General features: G+C 63.9%; 19 protein-coding genes. 11 read left to right on the forward strand and 8 right to left on the reverse strand.

What is annotated here, in order from left to right; translation table 11 throughout:
- Positions 1-63 precede the first annotated feature (63 nt).
- The 6 genes from recD to ACFWHB_RS19705 all read right to left on the reverse strand — a co-directional run bounded on the left by recD (position 64) and on the right by ACFWHB_RS19705 (position 10,887).
- Positions 64-2,103 (reverse strand): exodeoxyribonuclease V subunit alpha, encoded by a 2,040-nt coding sequence (gene recD / locus ACFWHB_RS19680; RefSeq protein WP_395949096.1) that lies wholly within the window; start codon positions 2,101-2,103, stop codon positions 64-66.
- An 8-nt stretch (positions 2,104-2,111) separates the two neighbouring features.
- Positions 2,112-5,714, reverse strand: coding sequence for an exodeoxyribonuclease V subunit beta (gene recB, locus ACFWHB_RS19685; protein WP_395950226.1), 3,603 nt, complete (start codon positions 5,712-5,714; stop codon positions 2,112-2,114).
- A 2-nt stretch (positions 5,715-5,716) separates the two neighbouring features.
- Positions 5,717-9,127 (reverse strand): exodeoxyribonuclease V subunit gamma, encoded by a 3,411-nt coding sequence (recC, locus tag ACFWHB_RS19690; protein WP_395949097.1) that lies wholly within the window; start codon positions 9,125-9,127, stop codon positions 5,717-5,719.
- 231 nt (positions 9,128-9,358) lie between these two features.
- Complete coding sequence (locus ACFWHB_RS19695) at positions 9,359-9,817, reverse strand: DoxX family protein (protein WP_289980842.1); 459 nt, start codon at positions 9,815-9,817, stop codon at positions 9,359-9,361.
- Between the two features lie 18 nt (positions 9,818-9,835).
- Positions 9,836-10,522: a pirin family protein gene (locus ACFWHB_RS19700; protein ID WP_395949098.1), complete on the reverse strand. Its 687-nt coding sequence runs from the start codon at positions 10,520-10,522 to the stop codon at positions 9,836-9,838.
- 32 nt (positions 10,523-10,554) lie between these two features.
- On the reverse strand, positions 10,555-10,887 hold the full coding sequence (locus tag ACFWHB_RS19705) for a hypothetical protein (protein ID WP_163149433.1): 333 nt from the start codon (positions 10,885-10,887) through the stop codon (positions 10,555-10,557).
- A gap of 257 nt (positions 10,888-11,144) precedes the next feature.
- On the opposite strand from ACFWHB_RS19705, the gene ACFWHB_RS19710 reads away from it, so the two are divergent.
- Both ACFWHB_RS19710 and ACFWHB_RS19715 read left to right on the forward strand, forming a co-directional pair.
- Positions 11,145-12,059 carry a LysR family transcriptional regulator gene (locus ACFWHB_RS19710; protein WP_139744813.1) on the forward strand — a complete coding sequence of 305 codons (915 nt, stop codon included), beginning with the start codon at positions 11,145-11,147 and terminating at the stop codon, positions 12,057-12,059.
- A gap of 436 nt (positions 12,060-12,495) precedes the next feature.
- Positions 12,496-13,260, forward strand: coding sequence for a helix-turn-helix domain-containing protein (locus ACFWHB_RS19715; protein WP_025328580.1), 765 nt, complete (start codon positions 12,496-12,498; stop codon positions 13,258-13,260).
- A 43-nt stretch (positions 13,261-13,303) separates the two neighbouring features.
- Here ACFWHB_RS19715 and ACFWHB_RS19720 read toward each other — a convergent pair whose 3' ends face one another.
- Positions 13,304-14,116 (reverse strand): UTRA domain-containing protein, encoded by an 813-nt coding sequence (locus ACFWHB_RS19720; RefSeq protein WP_395949099.1) that lies wholly within the window; start codon positions 14,114-14,116, stop codon positions 13,304-13,306.
- Between the two features lie 183 nt (positions 14,117-14,299).
- Between ACFWHB_RS19720 and ACFWHB_RS19725 the strand changes: the two genes are divergently transcribed.
- Genes ACFWHB_RS19725 through ACFWHB_RS19750 form a run of 6 tightly spaced genes read left to right on the forward strand, consistent with a single transcriptional unit; the run spans position 14,300 to position 19,570 of the window.
- Positions 14,300-15,346, forward strand: coding sequence for an ABC transporter substrate-binding protein (locus ACFWHB_RS19725; RefSeq protein ID WP_395949100.1), 1,047 nt, complete (start codon positions 14,300-14,302; stop codon positions 15,344-15,346).
- Between the two features lie 9 nt (positions 15,347-15,355).
- A complete protein-coding gene (locus ACFWHB_RS19730; RefSeq protein WP_395949101.1) occupies positions 15,356-16,189 on the forward strand; it encodes an alkaline phosphatase family protein in 834 nt (277 codons plus the stop codon).
- Entirely contained in the window at positions 16,189-17,088 is a 900-nt protein-coding gene (locus ACFWHB_RS19735) for an ABC transporter permease (RefSeq protein ID WP_395949102.1), read from the forward strand. Before ACFWHB_RS19730 ends, ACFWHB_RS19735 begins: the two co-directional genes overlap by 1 nt.
- Positions 17,081-17,857, forward strand: coding sequence for an ABC transporter permease (locus ACFWHB_RS19740; protein WP_395949103.1), 777 nt, complete (start codon positions 17,081-17,083; stop codon positions 17,855-17,857). The genes ACFWHB_RS19735 and ACFWHB_RS19740 overlap by 8 nt, the downstream gene beginning before the upstream one ends.
- A gap of 6 nt (positions 17,858-17,863) precedes the next feature.
- Positions 17,864-18,871, forward strand: a complete 1,008-nt coding sequence (locus ACFWHB_RS19745; protein WP_395949104.1) for an ABC transporter ATP-binding protein — start codon at positions 17,864-17,866, stop codon at positions 18,869-18,871.
- Positions 18,872-18,910: 39 nt separating this feature from the next.
- Entirely contained in the window at positions 18,911-19,570 is a 660-nt protein-coding gene (locus ACFWHB_RS19750; protein ID WP_111911770.1) for an HAD family hydrolase, read from the forward strand.
- 23 nt (positions 19,571-19,593) lie between these two features.
- Here ACFWHB_RS19750 and ACFWHB_RS19755 read toward each other — a convergent pair whose 3' ends face one another.
- Positions 19,594-21,204, reverse strand: coding sequence for a sensor domain-containing diguanylate cyclase (locus ACFWHB_RS19755; protein ID WP_392419143.1), 1,611 nt, complete (start codon positions 21,202-21,204; stop codon positions 19,594-19,596).
- Between the two features lie 109 nt (positions 21,205-21,313).
- Between ACFWHB_RS19755 and ACFWHB_RS19760 the strand changes: the two genes are divergently transcribed.
- The 3 genes from ACFWHB_RS19760 (at position 21,314) to ACFWHB_RS19770 (ending at position 22,902) form a co-directional block, all read left to right on the forward strand.
- Entirely contained in the window at positions 21,314-21,754 is a 441-nt protein-coding gene (locus tag ACFWHB_RS19760; RefSeq protein ID WP_111911773.1) for a DUF2214 family protein, read from the forward strand.
- A gap of 123 nt (positions 21,755-21,877) precedes the next feature.
- A complete protein-coding gene (locus tag ACFWHB_RS19765) occupies positions 21,878-22,789 on the forward strand; it encodes a DMT family transporter (RefSeq protein WP_106885589.1) in 912 nt (303 codons plus the stop codon).
- Entirely contained in the window at positions 22,750-22,902 is a 153-nt protein-coding gene (locus ACFWHB_RS19770; protein WP_395949105.1) for a hypothetical protein, read from the forward strand. The genes ACFWHB_RS19765 and ACFWHB_RS19770 overlap by 40 nt, the downstream gene beginning before the upstream one ends.
- The last annotated feature ends 41 nt before the right edge of the window (positions 22,903-22,943 follow it).

Genomic DNA, 22,943 nt, shown 5'->3' on the forward strand with positions numbered 1-22,943 from the left:
ATTTACGATTTGGTTTGGTAAAAAATAAAACGGCGGTAATTCCCTTTACCGCCATCCAATCAATCACTCCCCCAACCTCTCCGCCAATCCGGAATAGCGCTCGGTCTTTTTCCGCACGGCCTGTGCCAATAGCGCGCGATCGCCGTAGAGATCGAGGCGGGCCTTGGCGCGGGTGATGCCGGTATAGACCAGCTCGCGGGTCAGCAGGGGGCTGGGGCTGTCCGGCAGCACCAGCACCGTATGGGCAAACTCCGAGCCCTGGGATTTGTGGATTGTCATGGCGTAGACAGTCTCGTGGGGGGGCAATCGGCTTGGCAAGAGCGCGCGCAGGCTGCCGTCCGGCTGCTCGAACCACACCTTGAGGCGGCCGGTTTCATCGGGCAGGCAGAGCCCCATGTCACCGTTGTAGAGGCCGATCCCGTGGTCGTTGCGCACCACCATCACGGGGCGGCCCGCATACCAGTCGCCGTCGCGCTGGATCAGCCCGGCCCGAGACAGGGCCAGTTCGAGCCGCTCGTTGAGCCCCAGCACCCCGAAGGGTCCGTCCCGCAGGGCGCAGAGGATCTGGAAGCCGTTGAACGCCTTGAACACGGCAGACGCCTCTTCTCCGGCGCGGGCCGCCTTCAGATAGCTGCCGTAACCGGCCACCCCTTGGGCAATCAGGGCCTCGTAGGCCTCTCCCGCCCAGGGGTGCAGGCTGATGTCCTTGAATCCCGCACTCCAGACCGATTCCACCGCGGCGGCATCGCCCGCGTTGCAGGCCCGCGCCAGCTGGCCTATGCCGGAGTGCTGATCGAAGCGCCAGCTCTTGGAAAGCAAGCAGAGGCTGTCGCGCACAGGTGCACCGGCAGGCGAACCCTGCAGGCGGTAGCCGGTCTGGCGGGAGAGCCAATCCGCCTGAGCGGGGCTGATGCCCTGTTCGATAAAGCTGCAGATATCCCCGAGCACGGCCCCCGCCTCCACCGAGGCGAGCTGATCCTTGTCGCCGAGCAGGATGAGGCGGGCGTGGCTCGGCAGCGCATCGAGCAGGCGTGCCATCATGGGCAGGTCGACCATGGAGGCCTCATCCACCACCAGCAAGTCGAGGTGCAGCGGGTTGCCCGCGTGGTGGCGGAACTGGCTGCGCCCCGGGATCACCCCGAGCAGCCGGTGTAAGGTGCCCGCCTCTGTAGGGATGGCCTGGGCCCACTCGGGGGGCAAGTCCAGCGCCTGCAGGGCAGAGCCTATGCTCTCGGTCAGGCGCGCCGCCGCCTTGCCGGTGGGGGCCACCAGCCGGATCGCCGGGGCCTTGCCTGTTTGCAGGCCTGTCTCCACCAGAATGGCCAGGAGCTTGGCCACAGTGGTGGTCTTGCCGGTGCCGGGGCCGCCGGAGATCACCGCGAAGGGGCGCGCCGCCGCGGTGGCCGCCGCCAGCTTCTGGCCGTTGCAGCAGAGCGCCTCGGGCACCAGCGCATCCAGCTTGCTCAAGTCGCTCGCCGCCTGGGCGCTCCCCAGCAGCGCCTCTATGGCGGGCCAATCCACCTCGTTCGGGAACACCAGATCCAGATACTTCTCGATAAAGTGGCGGGCCGAGAAGTCGGGGGCGAGGCGGGCTTTGAGCAGCGCCCCGAACACCAACCCATGGTCGCGGGCAAAGAGGCGCGACAGGGCCGGGGCTATCTCGGGCCATTCGGCACGTTCACTTAACGCGCGCAGATGACGGGCTACCCCCAGCTCAAAATCGTGGTAGCGGGTGAGGTAGAGCCGCCCGTGCCAGAGCCGCAGCGGCCAGCGGGGGACCTCCCCCTCATGCTGTTCCGTACCAACCAGCGGACTTGCCGCAAAGAGGGCGGGCCAACTGGCAGGATCCGCCAGATCCCCCAGCAGATCCCGGCTCTGATCCGGAACCAGCCCGAAGGGGCGCAGGGAGCCGGCAGCGAGCATGTCAAGCGGCAGGCAAACATGGCCGCGCCCCAGCTCGAAGCAGGCGAGCGCGGCCCCCAGCACCAGCTCGGGGCTGCCGCCCAGATCGGCCACCAGTTTGGCAAATTGCAGATCCAGCTGGCGGATACGCCCCGCCAGCGCCAGGGCTTTCAGCCGTTCGATCATACCGTCGCTCTTCATCTCGCCCCTCATGCCTCTGCCTTGTTTGGTTTTTCTAAACGATGATCGTCAGGCATCACACCTTTACTAAACAACTTGTCGAGCCCCAGCACCAGTTCACGACTCGGACGGGTATGGAATACCCCCCCTTGCGGCATGCCGCGCAGGAACAGATAGAAGACCCCGCCAAAGTGCTGGTCAAAGTCGTAGCCCGGCAGCCGCAACGAGAGCAGCCGGTGCAGCGCCAGGGAATAGAGCTGGTATTGCAGGTCGTAGCGATGCTCCGCCATCGCCCGCTCCAGCGCCGGACGGCTGTAATCGGCCGGGCTCATGCCGAGGTGGTTGGATTTGTAGTCGAGCAGATACCAGCGCCCCTGCCACTCGAACACCAGATCGATAAAGCCCTTGAGCATCCCCTGCACTGTGGCGAAGCCCAGCGGCTTGTTGCCCCGCGACAGCGGGTCGTGCTGCTGGCAGAGCGCGGTGAGCGCCGGTGCCGTCACCCGCCCCATGGGCAGGAAGAACTCCAGCTCCACCTGCTTGCGCTCGGGGGCCAGATCCCGCAGCCGCACCGGCTCCCCAAAGCCGGTATCAAGGGGGGTATCGAGTACCGCCTCCACCTGCTGTTGCAGCACAGGGGCCCAGCTCTCGTCGAAGCCATCCTGCGCCAGCAGGGCGGCGATATGCTGTGCCAGCGGCTCACCAGCGGCGCTCTGAAAATCGATGGTCTCGAACAGGCTGTGCAGCAGGGTGCCGGGGCGGGCCCCTTTCGGGAAGGTGAAGATGGAGGGCTGGGGCGCCTCCTCTTCCTGCGCAGCGGCAGCCGCCTCGGTCACTACCTCGTCATCGAAGCCGGGGTTCGCCAAGACTCCCTTGCCGTGGCCGTTCCCCTGGGCCGCCAGCCCGGAGTAGGAGCTGATCCACCAGTCCCGTTCGAGGGAACCGGTAAAGTGGCGCACCTGGGGCTCGCCCAGCTGCTCTTCCTCTGGCGGCAGCGGGGCCGGACGGGTGAGCGAGGGCTCACAGACCACCACCCCGGGCAGCGCCTGGGCAAGCTCGGTGAGGGCGGTCGCCAGAGTCGCGGCATCCCCCTCTTCCCCCTTTTGCAGCAGGTAGCCGATGGCGGTGTGGTGCAGCTCTGTCTTCTCCGACTTGCCGTTGCCCGAGCGCACCGGGGCCAGCCCCAGCCAGGTGGCGTAGACGCCCCGGGTCAGCGCCACGTAGAGCAACCGCAAATCTTCGGCGAGGCGCTCCCTGTCCGCTTCGGCAAGCGAATGGTCGGCACCGGTCAGATCGAGAATGGTGCGATTGCCCCCCTCGTCCGCCTCGTGATAGAGGGGGGTCTCGGCGGTTCTGTGGCTGCAGATAAAGGGCAGGAACACCAGGGGGTACTCCAGCCCCTTGGATTTGTGGATGGTGACTATCTGCACCAGCTTGCGCTCGGATTCGAGCCGCAGTACCTGCTCCGCATCCTGGCCGCCCGGGCGGCTCACCGCCTCCCCCAGCCAGCGCAGCAGGGCATACTCCCCGTCCAGCTCGCTGCTTATCTGTTGCAGCAGCTCGCCGAGATGGAGGAAGTTGGTCAGCCGCCGCTCGCCGTAGGGGCTCGCCAGCAGGGAGGAGGCGAGATTGCGCCTGTGCAGCAGGGCCCGCAGCATGGCCAGCACGCCACGGCGATGCCAGATCTGCCGGTACTCCATAAACTCCTGCACCGCGCTCTCCCAGGCCCGCTCGTCCGAGGCCAGCGCGTCCAGCGCCCTGGCATCCAGATCAAACAGGCCGGTCGCCAGCGCCGCCCGCAGGCTGCGCTCTTCGCTCGGGTTCTGGCAGGCGTGCAGGATCAGCAGTATCTCTCGCGCCTCCACCTGCTCCAGCACGCTCTCGCGGTTCGACAGATAGACGGAGGCGATGGCGAGCCGCGCCAGCTCCTGCTGCACCAGCTTGCCCTCGGTGCCGGTGCGCACCAGCACGGCGATATCCCCGGCCTTCACCGCCTTGTCACCTATCTGCGCCTTGCCCTCCCGGGCCAGGGTCAGCAGGCGGTGGATCTCGGCGGCGGTGGCGCGGGCCATCTTGCTCTGGTAATCCCCCCGGTTGAAGGTGGGCTGGCCGGTCAGCTGCCAGCAGTGGAGCACAGGGGCGGTGGCGCCATCCAGCAGCAGCGCCTTGCTCTTGCCCTGCGCCTCCACCGGCAGGAAGGGGATATCCGCCTCGTAGATAAAGGGATCCCTGGCCCGCTCGAACAGGCCGTTGACCGCTCCCACCAGCGCACCGCTGGAACGGTAGTTGCGCCCCAGGGTGTAGTGGGCGCTCACATTTCGCCGCGCCTGGATGTAGGTAAAGATGTCGGCGCCGCGAAAGCCGTAGATGGCCTGCTTGGGGTCACCGATCATCAAGAGCGCCGTATCCTGATGGCCGCCGTAAAGACGGTGGAAGATGCGGTACTGCTGGGGGTCGGTATCCTGAAATTCATCTATCATCGCCACCCGGTAGGTGGCGCGAATGCGATCGCAGAGCCGCTCGCCAAGGCTGGAGCCCAGCGCCCCGTCGAGATCCTTGAGCAGGTCATCGAAGGAGAGCTGATGGGCCTGGCGCTTGCTCGCCTGCATCCGGCTGCGCACCACCTTGGCCGCCCGTTGCAGAATAAGGTCGCGAATACCGGGGCGGCTCGCCAACAGCTCGTCGATCTGGCTAAACAGCGGCAGGGTCGGTGGCGCCTTCCCCTTGTTCAACTTGGCTTCCAGTGTCTCCTGGCCGAAGCGTTCGAGATCCTTGGGCAGCGCGTAGCCGCTCCCCTCGTCCTGTGCCCAGTCGCCGATCTTGGCGAGCCAGCCTTCGTAGTTCTTGCCGGTGTAGAGCTTCATCTGCCCGTCGGTCTGGCGGCGGATCTCGTCCCCCTGCGCCAGCCACTCACGCTTCACAGCCCCGATACGGGCCATGGCTGCCTGATGACGGGCGGCGAGGGTCTCATCCCCCAAGGCCGGGTGTATCTCCAGCTCGCTGTTGTCGAGCCAGCCGTTCATCTCCCGCAGCAGGGCGGCGGGGCTAGGCCAGAGCGCGCGCACCGAACTGGCGAGAGTTTTATCCACCGGATAGAACTCGGCGCGCCAGTAGTCGCTCACCGCCTGCAGCCTGAGCTGGCTGTCGTCGGTCAAAAACTCTGTCTCGAACAGGGCGCCCGACTCGAAGGCGTTTTGCTTGAGCATCCGCTGGCAGAAGCCATGGATGGTAAAGACAGCCGCCTCGTCCATCTGCCGCTCGGCGGCCAGCAGGCGACGGGCCGCCAGCTCGTGATCCTCCACCTCGATCAGCAACTGGGCCAGCAAGTCATCCTTGCTCTCACCCCGCATAAAGGCGAGCCGCGCCTCGTGGATGCGACCGCGGATCCGCCCCCGCAGCTCGGCGGTGGCGGCCTCGGTAAAGGTCACCACCAGGATCTCGGTCACCGAGAGCGGCCGCTCGTGGGCGCTGGATTGACCCACATCGGCGCCCTCTTCGATCAGTGGGCCGTGCCCCAGCAGCAGGCGCAGGTAGAGACCGGCAATGGTGTAGGTCTTGCCGGTGCCGGCAGAGGCCTCGATCAGTCGTTCACCGTGGAGTGGAAAACGCAATGTATTGAGCGGGTTGGCCATGATCACATCATCTCCAGGGTGGTCAGCAGCGGGGTCAGATGTTCGCGGGCCAGCGCCTGCAACTGGCCCAGCACGGCGTCATCCAGTTCGGGGAAGCAGCGGGCGACGTAAACGTCTTGCCCCTCCCCCGTCACCATGTAGCCGCCGTTGAAGCGGGTGAGGGCCGCCTTGTCGGCCACCTCCGGCTTGTCCGGATCCTTCTCGATCGCCCTGAACCACTCCCAGGCGGTATTGGGGAAAAACGGCAGCGGCCGCTTCATCCCCTGGGCCCAGAGGGAGACCAGGGCCGCCAGCCTGGGGCGCGCCTCCTCGGCCGGAAGAGCTGGCAGCCGCAGACTCTGCTTGGCATCGAACAGCAGGGTGTCGCCGGGGGCACAGCTCAGGGAGAGGCAGAGGTGCTGAACCCAGCCCAGCAGCAGATCCTTGCCGTTGAAGCTGCCGGGTTTGACCACCAGCAAGCGCCCCTTCTGGGTGTCGATCCACCCCTGCAGCTGGCCCTGGGTCAGGGAGATATCGATCTCCACCGCCCGTTTTTCTGCCTCATTGGCCGCAACCCAGGGGCGCAGCCGATCCGCCAGCTTGCCCATCTCGGCGTCCAGATCCTCCAGCAGCAGGCTGCCGAACCAGCCTTGGGGCAGCAGGCCGGTGAGCTGCAACCGCTCGCGACGCACGGCACTATCTCCTTGTGCCAGATGGGCATCGAGCAGCAGGGCCTTGAGCTGATAGTGCTGCAGGCCGTCCAGCTCGAACGGCTCGCTGTCTTCGATGTTGGCTTCGTTCAGCTCGAACCACACCTTGAGGCGGCGGTTGAGGAAATACTTGGTGGGCTGGCGATAGAAACGCAGCAGCTCCGCCAGCTCCAGCCCCTGCTCCTTGCCCCATTCGGGGGGCAGCGGCAGCTCGCCACTCTGGAAGTTGGCCGCGCCGCGCACCGGATTGAGGGCGGGCAGCCAGTCGGCGGCATAGGTGAAGAGGCGGGACCCCTCCAGTGGGTAGAAGTAGTTGCGGCTGTAGGGGGTGAGCGGGTGCGGCACTATCAGGTGCTGAAGCAGCCGCCGGCCTGAGGTTTCATCGTCGAGACTCTCATCCCCCGCCAGCACGAAGCCCTGCCGCACATAGTCGATCAGTTCCGCCAGCAGCACCGAGGGCACCTTGTCGCTGTTGTCTTGCGCGCTGAAGCCCTGATAGCTGATATAGAGCCCCTGCTGGGCGCTCAACAGCGCCTCGAGGAAGAGGTAGCGGTCATCATCACGACGGGAGCGATCCCCCCGCCGCGACGCCACCGCCATCAGATCGAACCCCATGGGAGCCAGGGTGCGCGGGTAGACGCCGTCGTTCATGCCGAGCAGACAGACCTGCTTGAAGGGGATGGAGCGCATCGGCATCAGGGTGCAGAAGTTGACCTGACCGGCGAGGAAGCGCTGGCTGGAGCGGGACTCCCCCAGCACGCTGCCGAGGTAATCCTGCAATAGGTCGGCGGTAATGGCCTGCTCGAAGCGAGCCTCCCCGAGCTGGGTTTGCCAGTCGGCCAGCTGGCTGCGAATAAGCTGCAGCTGACGCTCTTCTTCTTCGTCAGCCAGATAGAAGCGCTCCAGCAGCGCCAGCAGGCAGGCGTTCCACTCTGCCAGCGGCTGCGCCTGTTGCAGCCGGGGCAAAAATTCCGCCAGCGAGTCGACGAACCAGGCGAGCTTGCCGAGCGCCAGTCCCTGCTGACCTTCGATCTCGGCATAGGGCAAGATGCTGGCCAAGGGGCTCTGCTGACCCCCCATGTTGTCGGCACAGGGCAGGATGCCAGCCACCGGCTCCCCATCCCCCATGGCAAAGCCGAGCAGCATGCGGCGCAGGCCGAACAGCCAGCTGTTGCCGGACATGGGCGGCAGATCGAAGCGGACGGGGTAGCCGTCATCCAGCCCCCAGCGGATGCCGGTCTCCTGCACCCAGACCCGCAGCTGGTTGAACTCGTCGTCATCCAGCTCGAAGCGGCGCAGCACGGCGGGCACCTCGAGAATGGCCAGCAGCTCGCCGGCACCGAGGCGGGCGTTTGGCAGGTGCAGCAGGGCGAGGAAGCTTTGCAGCAGCGGGCTCTCCTGGCTCGCGGCTCTGTCCGATACAGCGAACGGGATCTGGCCACGGGCGCCAAAGACGGCCTGAATGTAGGGGCCGTAGCTGTTCACGTCCGGCATCATCACCACCACATCTTTCGGAGTGAGGGACGGGTCCTGCTCGAACAGCGCCAGCAGCCGGTCGTGCAGCACTTCCAGCTCCCGCATAGGGCCGTGACAGGCGTGGATCTGCAGGGATCCATCCGCCGGACTGATGGGGCTCTTGTGGTGGCTGCTGTCGAGGTCGAACTGACCGGCGCCCCGTTCTGCCAGCTCCAGCACATCTTTCTGGATGGCGCGCAGCAGGCTGACATTGCCCTGCTCATCCACCTCGTCGATATCGACGAAGGCTTCGATTTGCGGCACCTCCAGCTCCATCAGCTGATGCAGGTAGTCGCGCCCCAGCTTGCCCATGGAGGCGAGCAGCGGGTTGGCGGGGCCCTGCAACGTCTCTATGTCAGTGCCGGGCTTGAGCTTGGTTTCGAGGCGCGCCAGGGTTTTTCTGTCCAGCAGATCCCCCCAGTAGTAGCGGCAGGGGTTGGTGACGAACAGGTGCACCTCCACCTCGGGTCGGCTGCCGAGGGCCAGCAGGGCCTCCACATAGCGCGGCGGCAGCGCCGAGATGCCGAACACGAAGACCCGTTGCGGCAGCTTGCCCGGCAATTCACGGGTGCGCGCCAGCTCGTGGATAAACTCCTCGTAGAGGTTGGCTCTGTGGTAGCCGCTGGGCGCGAGGGCCAGGGTGCGGGCCACCAGCTCACGCCACAGCTCCGGCTGCCAATCCTGACCGCTCACCCCGGCCAGCTCCTGACTACCTGTTCCGACAAGGCCCTCCCCCTCTTCCCAACGGGCGATCCAGTCCGGCCGATACACCAGATACTGGTCGAACAGATCCGCCACCTTCTGGCAGAGCTGCCAGAGCCGCACTTGCTCGGGATCCTGGGCAGGATCTTGCTCATCCCCCCCCAGATAGGCGGCCAGCGGCGCAAAGGCGGGCCTGTCCAGCAGGGCGGGCAAAATGGTCATCAGCTGCCAGCTCATGGATCCCTTGTTGTAGGGGCTCTGGCGGGGCACGTCTGCCAGCACTTGGGTGAACATCTCCCAGATAAAGCTGGCTGGCAGCGGGAAGTCGATATTGGCGGCGATGCCGAAAGCCTTGGCCAGCTCCAGCTTGAGCCACTGGGCCATGCCGGGACTCTGCACCAGGATCTGCTCATGCTCGAAGGGGTGAGAGAGGGGCGCCTGCCGGATGCGGCTCACCAGCAGCTCCTTGAGCAGATCCAGCTGATTGGAGTGGTAGAGGGTAAACATGGACGACTCCCGCCAATTTCATGAAGAGGGGTGCGCGCCGGAAAAGGCGAGCCATTTCCGTCACTTCACACGAAATGGGATTGTCGGGGATCGGGGGGTAAGATGCAAAAGGCGCTTGCCACCGCCAGGCGGGCCTCGTCACAGTACCGGCATTCGCCCCCTGGCGGGCATAAAAAAGCCGGTGCAACTGCACCGGCCGAAAGGCGTTGGAAAACTTGAACTATCAGGCTGTTACCAGCACTTGCCGAGGCGGGCATCCAGGCTGAAGGCACCAGGACCGGCTGCCGCCAGGGCCAGGAAACCACCGGCCACCGAGAGGTTCTTCATGAACATCAGCATCTGCATCTGTTCGGCAGGCTGATAGTGGAAGATGAAGGCGGCCATCAGGGTGAAACCGGCCAGCAGCACAGAGAGGCTGCGGGTAAAGAGACCCAGCACTATGGCGAGACCGCCACCCAGCTCCAGCAGGATCACCAGGGGCAGCATGAACCCGGGCACGCCCATGGCTTCCATGTAACCCTGGGTACCGGCATAGCCGCCGATCTTGCCCCAGCCTGCCATCACGAACATCAGCGCCAGCAAAATACGACCCGCCAGCAGTGCCACATCTTTCATCTTGTCCATCGTCAGATTCCTTTGATTACCCATCTTGGTAATAACAGTGTAAGTGCTAATTGTTAACTCATTCATTTCGCCGAGATTTATCTATCAGGGCAGATCAAACAGCAGGGCTTCACTCCCCTCTGAGGCGGTGAGCGCCCAGGACGCCTCATCGCGACTGAGCAGGCCGTCGCCGGGTCGGGCAGCCAGACCGTTGCCAGTCAGCTCCCCTGAAATCATATGCAGGTAACCATGACGCCCTTGCAATGCCCATTCGAGGGTTTCCCCTTCGGCAAGCTGCAGTCGCCAGATGCGGGCCTGCTGGCGGATCCTGAAGGATCCCGCCTCCCCATCCGGTGACGCGACCAGCGTCAGCCCGGGCTGGGTGGCTATCTTCTTCTGCTGATAACCCGGGGTAGTGCCGACCTCATTCGGCTCTATCCAGATCTGCAACAGGGAGAGGGGCTCGGTCTGCGAGGGGTTGTACTCGCTGTGCCGGATGCCGGACCCTGCGCTCATCAGCTGGAAATCCCCCGCCGGTATCTGCTCGGCATGACCGAGGCTGTCCCTGTGCTCTATGGTGCCGCTCAGCACGCAGGTGAGGATCTCCATGTTGGCATGAGGGTGGGTAGCGAAGCCGCCACCCGGCGACACCAGATCCTGGTTGATGACCCGCAGGACAGAGTGCCCCATCCAGTCCGGGTCATAGTAGTGACCGAACGAGAAGCTGTGGCGTGCATCCAGCCAGCCGAAGTTGGCATGACCCCGTTCAGCTGCGGCTCTCAATTTCATCATGGTGTGCTCCTCCAATACCTGTAAACGGTTGATTAGCGCTGGCGACCGTCACCCAGACCGAACGGGATGCGGTAGTCGCTGCTTTGATCCCCCAGGCTCACCGTCAGGTTGCCCTGGGTGCGGCTCGGGATCTTGACCTGCTGGGTGCCCATCAGGCTGGCGTGAACCGATGCCAGCAGATCGCCAGACTCATCGCGCACCTCCAGCATGGGGTTGGCCTTGCCAGCCATGGCGGCGGTCGCGTTCCAGTTCACAAACAGCACGCCCGGGGCGGCGTTGATGTCGGCCGGTACGGCAGCCTGGGCGAAACCTGCGGTCATCAGGCCTGCAACGGCCAGCATCTTGATTAGGTTTTTCATGTTCATTCACTCTCTTGGTTTTTATGTCATTGCCAAGGCCGGTCTGGCCCGAATCAATGCATCCATGCAAGAGGTTATTCAAATAGTGTGTTGTTCTTTCACCTACAGCAGACATCGTTCTGTGTGATGTCTCAGCCTGGAACTACCTTTTATTTGGCCGCCTGGCCTTCCTGCCTAAGCGTTGATTGAATATTAAAGTCACTTGCCCTAAGTTGTTAGCGAGATAATCTGGCAAACATGTTCAAAAAAATTGAAGGTTAGATATGGCCAAGGAATCGAACAAGGAGCGGGCGCTGACCCTGGAGGCGATCCGGGTGCTGGACGCCATAGACCGCCGTGGCAGCTTCGCGGCGGCCGCCGACGAGCTGGGCAAGGTGCCCTCGGCACTCAGCTACACGGTGCAGAAGCTGGAAGACGAGCTGGACGCCATGCTGTTTGATCGCAGCGGCCACAGAACCAAGTTCACCCCGGCCGGGCGCATGCTGCTGGAGCAGGGTCGCCTGCTGCTGGAGGCTGCCGAGCACCTGGTGGGGGAGACCCGGGCCCTGGCCCGGGGCTGGGAGACCGACATCACCATAGCCGTCGATGCCCTGGTGCCGCTGCAGGCGCTCTACCCCCTGGTGGAGCGGCTGGCCGAGCAGACGGATACCCGGCTGCGGCTGCGAGCCGAGGTGCTGGCGGGCAGTTGGGAGTGTCTGGAAGATGGCCGGGCGGACCTGCTCATCTCCTCCCTCAACCCCGACATCATGATGACGGGCATCAAGCATCAGCCGCTGCAGGAGGAGGTGATGCTCTATGTCGCTCACCCGGATCACCCCCTGCACCTGGAGCCCGAGCCCCTGGCGGACGAGACCCTGCGCCGCTACCGCGCCATCGCCATCGCCGACACGGCGCGGCGCAAGCCCGCCCTCACCTATCGCCTGCTGGACAAGCAGCCGCGCCTGACCGTCAGCACCATGGGAGAGAAGCGCGATGCCCTGCTGGCGGGCATTGGCGTCGGCACCATGCCCCTTAGCTGGATAGAAGAAGACATCAAGGCGGGGCGCCTCAAGGTGATAGGCCCCGAGTATCGCCATCAAGTACAGGTCGTGCTGGCGTGGCGGCGGGATACCATGGGCAAGGCCAAGAGCTGGCTGGTACGGGAGATCCCCAAGCTGTTCCCCTGCAAGGGGGAATAACCCCTAGGGAGGGCTGTGCAGGAGGTGCCAAAAAATGCGCCCCTTCCTTGACGGCGGGCTCAAATTCGGAGAAAAGAAAAAAAGCGGACCTCTTGCGAGTTCCGCTCAATGCCAGGAAAGAATAAAACCTTGCGGTTAAAAAAACCCTTAAATTGGAAGCAAACAATCGTTTTCTCAACCAGGAAGGTATTGAATCCGATTCGTGTTGGATTATGTGCGATGTAATATGCATCACCAGCAAAATGTTGAAAGGTTGAAGGATATGCACCATCGAGTGTCATTATCTGCCACCTTGCACCATGACTGGTCAGGCCATTTCAGCCGTTATCGCCGGACGTATCCCCTCTGGTTTTTCTAGGTGTCAAAAATTGAGCCCGATACAGACAAATCTCTCATTTTCTGGCACGACTAAAAATGCAGATAAAGGAATAGTTGCATGACCTACAGCCAGACCCTGGCCAATCACATTCTCGACACCCTGAAGAAGACCCTGACCGACAAGGGGATCCGCTATCAGACCCTGGCGGAAGCTATGGGAGTCTCCATCGCTACCATCAAGCGGATGATGAACAAGCCCTCCCTGCCGTTCGACACCCTGCTGGAGATCTGCCACCTGGTGGGGCTCTCGTTCGAGGAGCTGCTGGATCGCACCCAGGACGCCCAGAGCCGCCGCGCCGTCTTCACCCAGGAGCAGGACGAGGCGTTTCACAAGGAGCCCGGTCTCTACGCCTTCCTCGCCAACATCTTCTGGCGCGACAAGACACTGATCGATCTCAAGCGGGAATACGGCCTGACCGACGCCTCCTGCTACCTCTATCTGCGCAAGCTGGAGAAGCTCGGCATCTTGCAGCTCGGTATCGACAACAGCTACCACTTCCTCATCAGCGAGCGCATCAGCTTCGAACAGCACAGCCGCTTCGCCCGCCAGCAGGCACGCCAGGCCATGTCTGTGCTGGGGGACTATCTGGTGGAGAACATGCACAAGTCCAACAACTACATGGCGCTCTGCCAGCTCCACCTGGACGAGAGCGAGGCCATGGCCCTCATCGATCGCATGAAGGAGTACTGGCATCAGGAGCTCAAGCTAAACCGCCCCGCCATAGGCCAGCGGGAGGGCAGCAAGACCTACACAATGTCGCTGCAACTGGCGGACTGCGGTTACCAGAGCTTCGACGACCTTATCCCCAATATCGACAACTGATCCCGGCGGATCCTGCGGGATCCGTCATGTTGGCGTCTGCTACCTAATCCGCAAGCTGGACACGCTGCAGCTGGCCGACAATCGGCTGCAGCACCCTCGTATCGAGACAGATGCGAATGGCATCCGGCCGCCAGTGCTCTATATCGCAATCCACCAGCGCCCCCTTTTCGTCGTAGTTGACCCGCACCAGTCTGAGCACGGCGCTCCCCTCCGCCAGATTGAGGGCGCGGGCTATCTCTCCGCGAGCCGCCGAGGGGGTGATCTCGAGGCTGGCACCGCCCTGGCCTATGCCATAGCGCTGCTGATAGAGCTCGGTGAGGGAGCTCGCCAGGGGCGCACTGGCGATATCGGGGAAGCGGCTCGCCAGCAGGTGGTGGCTGACGTGGAGCACGGGGCGGCCGTCGATAAGGCGCTGGCGACGGATTTCATAAAGCGGGGTGAAGGGCGCCAGCCCCATCCAGCGGCACAGTTCGCTGCTGGCAAGCTGACCGCCATGGGCCAGCACCCGGGTTTCGGCCACGCGCTGCTGCTCGCCTATCCACTGGTGAAAGTGGGTGTGGATGGCGGGATCGTAGGTGAGGCGGGGCGGCGCCACGAACCAGCCGCGCCGCTCGGCCCGGTAGATGAGGCCGTCCGCTTCGAGACTGGAGAGCGCCTCCTTGATGGTGATGCGGGTGGTGGCGAAGCGCTCGCTCAGGGCCCGTTCGGCGGGCAGCTGCTGCCCGGCCCCCAGCTGGCCGCTGCCGATATAGCGGCGCAGGGTCTGGCAAATCTGTTCGCACTTGGAGGGGCTGCGGCCATCGGCCAGCCCCTGTTCGCTCAATCGCTCTGTCACTGTCACATCCCTGTCGGTCATTCCGGATTGCGCTCGACTGGAGTAGACCAGCGGCTGTCGGCCCCGAGTTGTAACCCCTGCTGATGACAGCGCCATGACAGGGTGATTGTCACGAAAACGCCATCAAAGCGCCCCGCCACCGTCATATTTCCCCTCTAGCATCCCTCTCGAACCTTAACTGACCTAGTCCAGAGGGATGGGATGATGAAAAGCGTGATCGCAAGTGCACTGGCCCTGGTGGCCATCAGTCAACCGCTGTTTGCCGCCGAGAATATCGCGGATCTTGAGAAGGCCGCCCGTGGCGAAGGCCAGCTCCACAGCATCGGCATGCCCGACAGCTGGGCCAACTGGAAGGATACCTGGCAGCAGCTGGGCAGCATCTACGGCATCAAGCATCAGGATACCGACATGAGCTCGGCGCAGGAGATCGCCAAGTTCGCCGCCGAGAAGGCCAATGCCACCGCCGATATCGGTGACGTGGGCGGTGCCTTCGGTCCGGTGGCGGTCAAGCAGGGGGTCACCCAGCCCTACAAACCCTCCACCTGGGCAGACATTCCCAACTGGGCCAAGGATGCGGACGGTCACTGGATGCTGGCCTATACCGGCACCATCGCCTTCCTGATCAACAAGGATCTGGTCAAGGCCGCCCCCACCAGCTGGCAATCCCTGCTGGGTGGCGACTACAAGGTGACCCTGGGTGACGTGGGCGTGGCCTCCCAGGCCAACAACGGCGTGCTGGCGGCAGCCTATGCCACCGGTGGCAGCGAGAAGAACCTCAAGCCTGCATTGGAGCTGTTCGGCCAGCTGGCCAAGCAGGGTCGCCTGTCACTGAACGACCCGACCATAGCCAACATCGAGAAGGGCGAAGTGGAAGTGGGTGTGCTGTGGGACTTCAACGCCCTGAACTACCGCGACCAGATCGACCCCAAGAAGTTTGATGTGGTGATCCCGAGCGACGGCTCAGTCATCGCCGGTTACACCACCATCATCAACAAGTGGGCCAAGAACCCCAACGCCGCCAAGCTGGCCCGTGAATACATCCTCTCCGATGCCGGTCAAATCAACCTGGCCCGTGGCTATGCCCGCCCCATCCGCAGCAACCTGACCCTGCCGGATGACGTCAAGGCCAAGCTGCTGCCAGCCGAGCAGTATGCCAATGCCAAGCCGGTGCAGGATCATGCAGCCTGGGAGCAGAGCTCCAAGGCCCTGCCGCGCCAGTGGCAAGAAACCGTCATGATCAACATGCAGTAAGGAAATCCAGTGCAACACAAGGTGATAGTGGTACTTGTGGATGGTCTGGCAGCCGAGGTAGCCCATTGTATGGGCTACCTTTTTGGCATGGTGGAGGCGGGGCGAGGTCTGCATACGACCCTGAGCTGCGCCCTGCCCTCCCTCTCCCGGCCCCTCTACGAGTGCATCCTGACCGGCGTGCCGCCGGTGGCGAGCGGCATCACCCACAACGGGGTGACGCGCCTCAGCCAACACGACTCCATCTTCCATCTGGCCCGCGCGGCAGGCAAAGGCACCGCAGCCGCGGCCTATTACTGGGTGAGCGAACTCTACAACCGCAGCCCCTGGCTGGCGGCCCGGGATCGCTATACCCATGACGAGCAGTTGCCGATCCAGCACGGCTGCTTCTACTGGGATGACAACTACCCCGACAGCCATCTGCTGATGGATGGGGAGTGGCTCAGAACCCAACATGATCCCGACTTTCTGCTGATCCACCCCATGGGGGTGGACGATGCGGGCCACAAGTTTGGCCTCGATTCCCGCCAGTACCGTAACCAGGCGCGCCGCATGGACAGCCTGCTGGCCGATCTGCTGCCCCTGTGGCTGGCAGAGGGGTATCAGGTGGTGATCACCTCGGATCACGGCATGAACGCAGATCTCAGCCACGGTGGCACCCTGGCCGAGGAGCGCGCCGTGCCGCTCTGGCTGTTTGGCGATGCCTTCGTCGAGCACTGGCCGGATGGGGTGGTGATCGCCCAGACCCAGCTCTGCGCCCTGATGGCCGACCTGCTGGGCATTCCCCACGACAAGCCGGTGGCTCCCCCGCTGCTCAAGGCGGCCTTTATGCGAGAGGTGCACTGATGATGCCTGCAACCACCGAGATCCTGCTGGATCAACCCGTGGCCACCAAGCACAAGGCGCGCCGCCACTGGCTGCCCGCCCTGGTGCTGCTGCCCTTTATCCTCTTGATGATACTGTTCCAGCTCGCCCCCATGGTGTGGGTGCTGGTGGGGAGTTTCCAGACCCCCGATGGCTGGGGCTTCGACTACTATCGGGAGATTTTGAGCTCCCCCTTCTACCTGCAATCCTTCGCCAACTCATTGCGCATCGCCGGTGTCGCCAGTCTGGCGGGGCTCGCCATCGGCACGCTCGGGGCGGCGGCGCTGCGCCACAGCGGTGAGCGGGTCAAACGGCTGCTGCTGGCCTTTGTCACCATGACCGGCAACTTCAGCGGGGTGCCGCTGGCGTTCGCCTTTATCATCATTCTCGGCATCAACGGTGCCGTCACCCTGTTGCTGAAATCCTGGGGTCTCATCGACGGCTTCAACCTCTACTCGGGGTCGGGCCTGATCCTCATCTACACCTATTTCCAGATCCCCCTCGCTCTGCTGCTGCTCTACCCGGCCTTCGATGCCCTGCAGGATGAGTGGCCGCAGGCGGCCGCGCTGCTCGGCGCCAGCAAGGGCCAGTATGTGTGGCATGTGGCGCTGCCGGTGCTCACTCCCGCCCTGCTCGGCACCCTGATCATCCTGTTTGCCAATGCTGTGGGGGCCTATGCCTCTGCCTACGCCCTGACCACAGGCAACTTCAATCTGGTGACCATACGGGTGGCGAGCCTAGTCTCCGGCGATATCTTCCTCGAGCCCAATATGGCGGCGGCGCTGGCGGTGATCCTGATGGTGCTGCTGGGAGTGGTGACGGCCACCAACCAGTGGCTGCTGAAAAAGAGCTATGTGAACAAGGGGCAATCCCATGCATGATTTGACGCCGCGCTGGCCCAGGTGGGTGCTGGGGGCGCTGGTCGCCACCCTGCTGCTGCCCCTGCTGGCTACTTTTCTCTACTCCATCTCCACCCGCTGGGGGGCGACCCTGCTGCCGGATGGCTTCACCCTCGACTGGTATCTCAAGCTTTGGGGCGATCCGCGCTTTCTCGCGGCCTTTGGCCGAAGCCTGCTGGTCTGCTTCGCCACCCTGCTGCTGGGGACTCTGGTGCTGGTGCCCACCGTGCTGGTGGTGGCCTACTACTTCCCCAGGCTGGATCCCTGGATGAACCTGCTGATCCTGCTCCCCTTCGCGGTGCCGCCCGTGGTCTCCTCGGTGGGGCTGCTGCAGATCTACGCCGACGGCCCGCTGCCCATTATCGGCACGCCCTGGATCCTGATCGGCACCTGGTTCACCGTGGTGTTGCCCTTCATGTACCGGGCGCTGGCCAACAGCCTGCAGGGGGTGCCGCTGAAAGATCTGATGGATGCCGCCCACCTGTTGGGGGCGAGCAGTCGCCGCGCCTTTCTGCTGGTGGTGATCCCTTGCCTGCGCAAGGGGCTCTTGGCGGCGTTGTTTCTCTCCCTCTCCTTCCTGCTCGGCGAGTTCGTGTTTGCCAACATGCTGGTGGGCACCCGCTACGAGACCCTGCAGGTCTATCTCTACAACATGCGCGCCACCTCGGGCCACTTCACCAGTGCGCTGGTGATGAGCTACTTCCTGCTGACCCTGCTGCTCACCTGGGCGGCCAACAGATTTCATCGGTGATCCAAGATGTTTCATTTAGAAGTCAATCAGTTGCATAAATCCTACGGCGATACTCCTGTGTTCGAGGGGATAGAGTTCGGCATCCGCAAGGGGGAGCTGGTGACCCTGCTTGGCCCCTCCGGTTGCGGCAAGTCCACCCTGCTGCGGGCATTGGCCGGGCTTACCCCTGTGGATGGCGGGCAGGTGCGGGTGGCCAGTGAGGACATCACCTGGCAGGCGCCCCAGAAGCGGGGCATCGGCATGGTGTTCCAGAGCTATGCGCTCTTCCCCAACATGACGGTGTGGGACAACGTCGCCTTCGGCCTCAAGATGAAGCCCCAGCCGGGGCGTGAGCTGGCGGCCAGCGTGCAGGAGGCGCTGGCGCTGGTGGAGCTGACCGGCTTCGAGCGCCGCTATCCGGGGGAGCTCTCCGGCGGCCAGCGCCAGCGGGTGGCGCTGGCCCGCGCTTTGGTGGTGCGACCGCGGATCCTGCTGCTGGACGAGCCGCTCTCGGCGCTGGATGCCCGCATCCGCCGCAGCCTGCGCCAGCAGATCCGCGAGATCCAGCAGCGCCTCGAACTCACCACCATCTTCGTGACCCACGATCAGGAGGAGGCGCTCACCCTGTCGGATCGGATCTTCCTGATGAACAAGGGATCCATAGTGCAGAGCGGCACGCCGGAGCAGATCTACACCCGCCCCGCCAGCGAGTTTGTGGCGGGCTTTATCGGCAACTACAACCTGCTCGGCACCGAGCAGGGCAAGTCGCTGTTCGGCCCCCGTTTTCAGGGCAAGCTGGCGCTGCGGCCGGAGTCCATCACCCTGCTGCCCGCAGGGGCGACCAGCGGCGAGCCCAGCCTGCCCGGCATCATTCGCCAGCAACAGCTGCTCGGCAACGTGATCCGTTATCAGGTGGAGTGCGAGGCGGGGCTCTTGACGGTGGATTGCCTCAACCGCTCGGCTGGCGATCTGCTGGCTGTGGGGAGCACCGTGACCCTGGCGGTGGCCCGGGATCAGCTGTGTGAGGTAGCATGACGCCTAGTTTCATTTTCGTTGTTACCGCAAGGAGCCCTCATGGCACTGGCACTGTTTGATCTGGACGAGACCCTGATTGCCGGGGATTCCGCCAGCCTCTGGCTGGAGTACATGGTGGCCGAAGAGCTGGCCCCGGCGGGCATGGTGGCCGAGGAGCAGGGGATGATGTCCCTCTACCATCAGGGCAAGATGGACATGCATCAATACATGGCCTTCACCCTGCAGCCCCTGGTGGGCAAGTCGCGCCAATGGCTCAACCAGCAGTGCCACCACTTTGCCGAGCAGGTGCTGCGCGAGCGCCTCTACCCCGAGGGGTTGGCGCGCATCGAGTGGCATAGGGAGCGGGGCGACGAGCTGGTGCTGATCTCCGCCTCCGGCGAGCATCTGGTGGCTCCCATGGCAAAGATGCTGGGGATGGATCACTGCGTCGCCATCCTGCTCGACGAGGAAGAGGGGATGCTGACCGGCCAGACCCGCGGCACCCTGAGTTTTCGCGAAGGCAAGGTGACCCGCATCAACCAGCTGTTTGCCGGACGGGACAACCTCTGGCAGGGGAGCTTTGGTTACAGCGACTCCCACAACGATCTGCCCATGCTGCGGGCTGTGACTCATCCCCACGGGGTCAATCCGGCCCCCGCCCTGCGCCAGTGCGCCTCGGAGCTGGGTTGGCCCCTGTGGGAGTGGCACTTGCTCCCTTGAGCCGCTGAATGAAGAAGAGGCCCTCAGGCCTCTTCTTTGCTCAGCACCCCATCGTCTGCCGGCGGCACCTCGTGCTGCGCCAAGGGGGCGACTCCCCCCAGATAGATGCGGTTCTTGCCATCCCGCTTGGCGCGATACACCTCGGCATCGACGATGTCGAGCAGCCCCTTGGCATCCAGACCGGGGACGCTCGCCACCAGGCCGCCGCTGAAGGTGATCCCAAGGCCGGGTTCACGCCAGTCCAGGGATGCGACCCCTATCCTGTACTGCTCCAGCAGCATCTGGCAGAAGTGGATGTCAGGGTTGGCCAGCAACACCACCAGCTCCTCGCCCCCGTAGCGGCAGACCCAGCCGTGATCCTCCAGCAGCTGGTTGCCCAGCTTGGCCACCCGCTTGAGCACCACATCCCCGGTCTGGTGACCATAGTTGTCGTTGACCAGCTTGAAGCCATCCAGATCGATCATGGCCAGACAGAAGGCGTGCTGTTCCAGCAGCAGCCGGTTCAGGCGTTCGTCGAAGAAGCGGCGGTTGTAGAGTCCGGTCAACTTGTCCAGGTTAGCGTGCTGGCGCGCCTCGTGGTAATCCTTGCTCACCTCCGCCAGCTCGGCATAGACGTGCCTGAGTTCGTGCATTCCCCCCTGGGGTACCCCATCGGGCGGCATCCTGCTGGCGCGGATCATGGTGGAGATCTCGTCCAGCATCCGCCTGAAGTAACGGGACCAGACCAGGGCCAGCAGCGCATAGAGCACGCTGGCCAGCACCACAACCCCGAGCACGTTGAGGGAGGCCCGCGCCACCACGGCCTGGATGCTCGACGCCGGCAGCACGCTGATCAGCACCCAGTTGCGCTCGGGTAGGCGGCTGTAGGCCACAAACTGCCGGGAATCCTGATCCAGGAAGATGCCATCCTCCTGGCTGAAGCGGGAGAGCCAGCTCGGGTGGGCCATGGGCTTGAGCAGTTGGGACGGGTCAGGGTGGGCCAGCACCTTGCCGGACTGATTGACGATCATCTGGTAACCGTCGCCCAGGTGCCGGTTCAGCTGGGCGGAGAAGGGGGCCAGCACCGCATCCACCGCGAACACCCCGCGCACCTTGCCCTCCTTGTCGGTGATGGCCCGCGCGAGCGCGATGACCAGGTTGCCGTTGGTGTAGTCGTAATAGGGCTCGGTCCAGACCATCTTGCCCACATGCTCGCTGGCCAGCTGATACCAGGGGCGCGTCCTGGGATCGAAGCCCGCATCCGCCTGCCACTCGGGGTAGATCAGCATCTGGCGCTCGGCGGTGCCGACATAGATGTAGATGAGGTCTGCCATGACCCCCTTGTAGAGGCGCCACTCCTTGAGGTAGGACTCGGCATTGTTCAGTCGGGGGCCGCTGATGTCGTCCACCTTCACCTGGTCGTAGATAAGGGTGAACTGGCGTTCCATTTCGTGCAGATAGGGTTCGATGAAGACGTGACGCAACTGGTGGTTGGTGGCGAGCAGGCGCTGTTGCAACTCTTGTTGCAGGCTGCGCTCCATGTGCAGGTAGTAGATACCCCCCAGCATCAGCACCGGGATGAACAACAGCAACAGGCCCAGACGCATCCGGGCTACCAGGGACCAGGTCTTTTTGGAGACTGCTCGTTTATCCAACCCTGACTCCTGCTATCCCCCGACGTCGTGTAGTGTCAGAATATCAGCCCCGCTCTATGGCGTCCAAAGGGAAGCTTGCCATGTGGCCAACGAGAAGGAACTGGCTCGGATGTTGAACCCGGAACTGCTGACAGCGCTCCATTATTGCGCCGTGATCACCCTGACCGGCGCCATCACCTCGGAGTACTTTCTGTTCCGGCGCGGCATGTCCATCGAACAGGTACGCAAGCTGCTGCTGGCGGACAGCCTGGCGGCGCTGGCGCTGCTGCTCATCTTCATCACAGGCGTGCTCATGGTGCTCGCCCACCCGCTGCAACCGGCGGCCCTGCTGGCCAATCCCGGCTATCGCACCAAGCTGCTGCTGTTCTTCGCCATGGCCCTCAGCTTCGGCTACCCCAGTCGGCTGTTCCATCACTGGCGCCGCTCCCTGCGTCAGGGACGCGCCCCCATAGTCTCCATCCAGCAGCAGTTCTGGGTGATCTGGATCCTCAGGGGCAACCTGCTGATGCTCGCCCTGCTGCCCCTGCTCGCCAGGCTGGCAAGCGGCTGATAGCGTCCCCGGGCTGGCCCCCATCTGATTGCAAATCACCGGCGACAACCCCCCCCGCAGACGGGTATCGTACTGACAGGGGCCCGAGTGCCCCTGTCACTGCTCTCTCAGGGATGAATCCGTATGCGTTCAAACATGATGTTATTGATGGCCGCCGCCATCTGGGGGTTGGGCTTCGTCGCCCAGCGCCTGGGGATGGATCACATGGGGCCCTTCACCTTCAACGGCCTGCGCTTCCTGCTCGGTGCCGCCTCCCTGCTGCCGCTGCTGTGGTGGCTCAAGTCGCGCCAGCCCAGGCCGCAAACCGGGTCACCCGCAGGCGATCGCCGCCTGCTGCTGGTCGGGGGCCTGATCGCCGGGGGCGTGCTGTTCAGCGCCGCCTCCCTGCAACAGGTGGGGCTGCTCTACACCACGGCCGCCAAGGCGGGCTTCATCACGGGTCTCTACATCATACTGGTGCCCGTCATCGGCCTGGCCCTGCGCCACAAGACAGGGGCCAACACCTGGATTGGTGCCCTCATCGCCATGGCCGGGCTCTACTACCTCAGCGTGACCGAGGAGTTCACCATAGGCTACGGTGATCTGCTGCAGGTGATCGGCGCCCTGTTCTGGGCCATTCACCTGCTGGTGCTGGATCACTACTCGAACCGGGTCGCCCCTATCCGCCTGGCGGGTGTGCAGTTCGTGGTGTGCGGCCTGCTCAGTCTTGGCACTGCCTTTGTCATCGAAACCCCGACCCTCGGCGGTGCCGTGGCGGGCTGGCAGGCCCTGCTCTACGCGGGGCTGGTCTCGGTCGGCATCGGCTACACCCTGCAGGTGGTCGGTCAGCGCGGTGCCCATCCGGCCCACGCCGCCATCATCTTGAGCCTGGAGACAGTATTCGCCGCCATCGGCGGTGTGCTGCTGCTGGGGGAGCATCTGGACGAGCGGGCCATAGTGGGCTGCGCCCTGATGCTGGCGGGCATGTTGATTTCCCAGATCCGCCTGAGATGGTGGTGGAAATCCCGTCGGGACAAGGTGCCCAGCCAGCCCTGAACGAGCGCACCTTGGTGGGCTGCGCCCTGATGCTGGCTGGCATGCTGATCTCCCAGATCCGCCTGAGATGGTGGTGGAAGTCCCGCCGGGACAAGGTGCCCAGCAAGCCCTGATACGGGCAGTATGCTGCGCGGGGAAGAGGGTGCCGCCGGGA

This window comes from Aeromonas mytilicola subsp. aquatica (assembly GCF_044336385.1).
Taxonomy (GTDB): Bacteria; Pseudomonadota; Gammaproteobacteria; order Enterobacterales; family Aeromonadaceae; genus Aeromonas; species Aeromonas rivipollensis.

Coding starts and splice junctions, on each gene's coding strand:
- ACFWHB_RS19720 (WP_395949099.1), bottom strand. CDS start 14,116: ATGACCGACAGGGATGTGACAGTGACAGAGCGATTGAGCGAACAGGGG.
- ACFWHB_RS19725 (WP_395949100.1), top strand. CDS start 14,300: ATGAAAAGCGTGATCGCAAGTGCACTGGCCCTGGTGGCCATCAGTCAA.
- ACFWHB_RS19760 (WP_111911773.1), top strand. CDS start 21,314: ATGTTGAACCCGGAACTGCTGACAGCGCTCCATTATTGCGCCGTGATC.
- ACFWHB_RS19700 (WP_395949098.1), bottom strand. CDS start 10,522: ATGATGAAATTGAGAGCCGCAGCTGAACGGGGTCATGCCAACTTCGGC.
- ACFWHB_RS19765 (WP_106885589.1), top strand. CDS start 21,878: ATGCGTTCAAACATGATGTTATTGATGGCCGCCGCCATCTGGGGGTTG.
- ACFWHB_RS19705 (WP_163149433.1), bottom strand. CDS start 10,887: ATGAACATGAAAAACCTAATCAAGATGCTGGCCGTTGCAGGCCTGATG.
- ACFWHB_RS19735 (WP_395949102.1), top strand. CDS start 16,189: ATGATGCCTGCAACCACCGAGATCCTGCTGGATCAACCCGTGGCCACC.
- ACFWHB_RS19715 (WP_025328580.1), top strand. CDS start 12,496: ATGACCTACAGCCAGACCCTGGCCAATCACATTCTCGACACCCTGAAG.
- ACFWHB_RS19740 (WP_395949103.1), top strand. CDS start 17,081: ATGCATGATTTGACGCCGCGCTGGCCCAGGTGGGTGCTGGGGGCGCTG.
- ACFWHB_RS19750 (WP_111911770.1), top strand. CDS start 18,911: ATGGCACTGGCACTGTTTGATCTGGACGAGACCCTGATTGCCGGGGAT.
- ACFWHB_RS19710 (WP_139744813.1), top strand. CDS start 11,145: ATGGCCAAGGAATCGAACAAGGAGCGGGCGCTGACCCTGGAGGCGATC.
- recD (WP_395949096.1), bottom strand. CDS start 2,103: ATGAAGAGCGACGGTATGATCGAACGGCTGAAAGCCCTGGCGCTGGCG.
- recB (WP_395950226.1), bottom strand. CDS start 5,714: ATGGCCAACCCGCTCAATACATTGCGTTTTCCACTCCACGGTGAACGA.
- ACFWHB_RS19695 (WP_289980842.1), bottom strand. CDS start 9,817: ATGAATGAGTTAACAATTAGCACTTACACTGTTATTACCAAGATGGGT.
- ACFWHB_RS19745 (WP_395949104.1), top strand. CDS start 17,864: ATGTTTCATTTAGAAGTCAATCAGTTGCATAAATCCTACGGCGATACT.
- recC (WP_395949097.1), bottom strand. CDS start 9,127: ATGTTTACCCTCTACCACTCCAATCAGCTGGATCTGCTCAAGGAGCTG.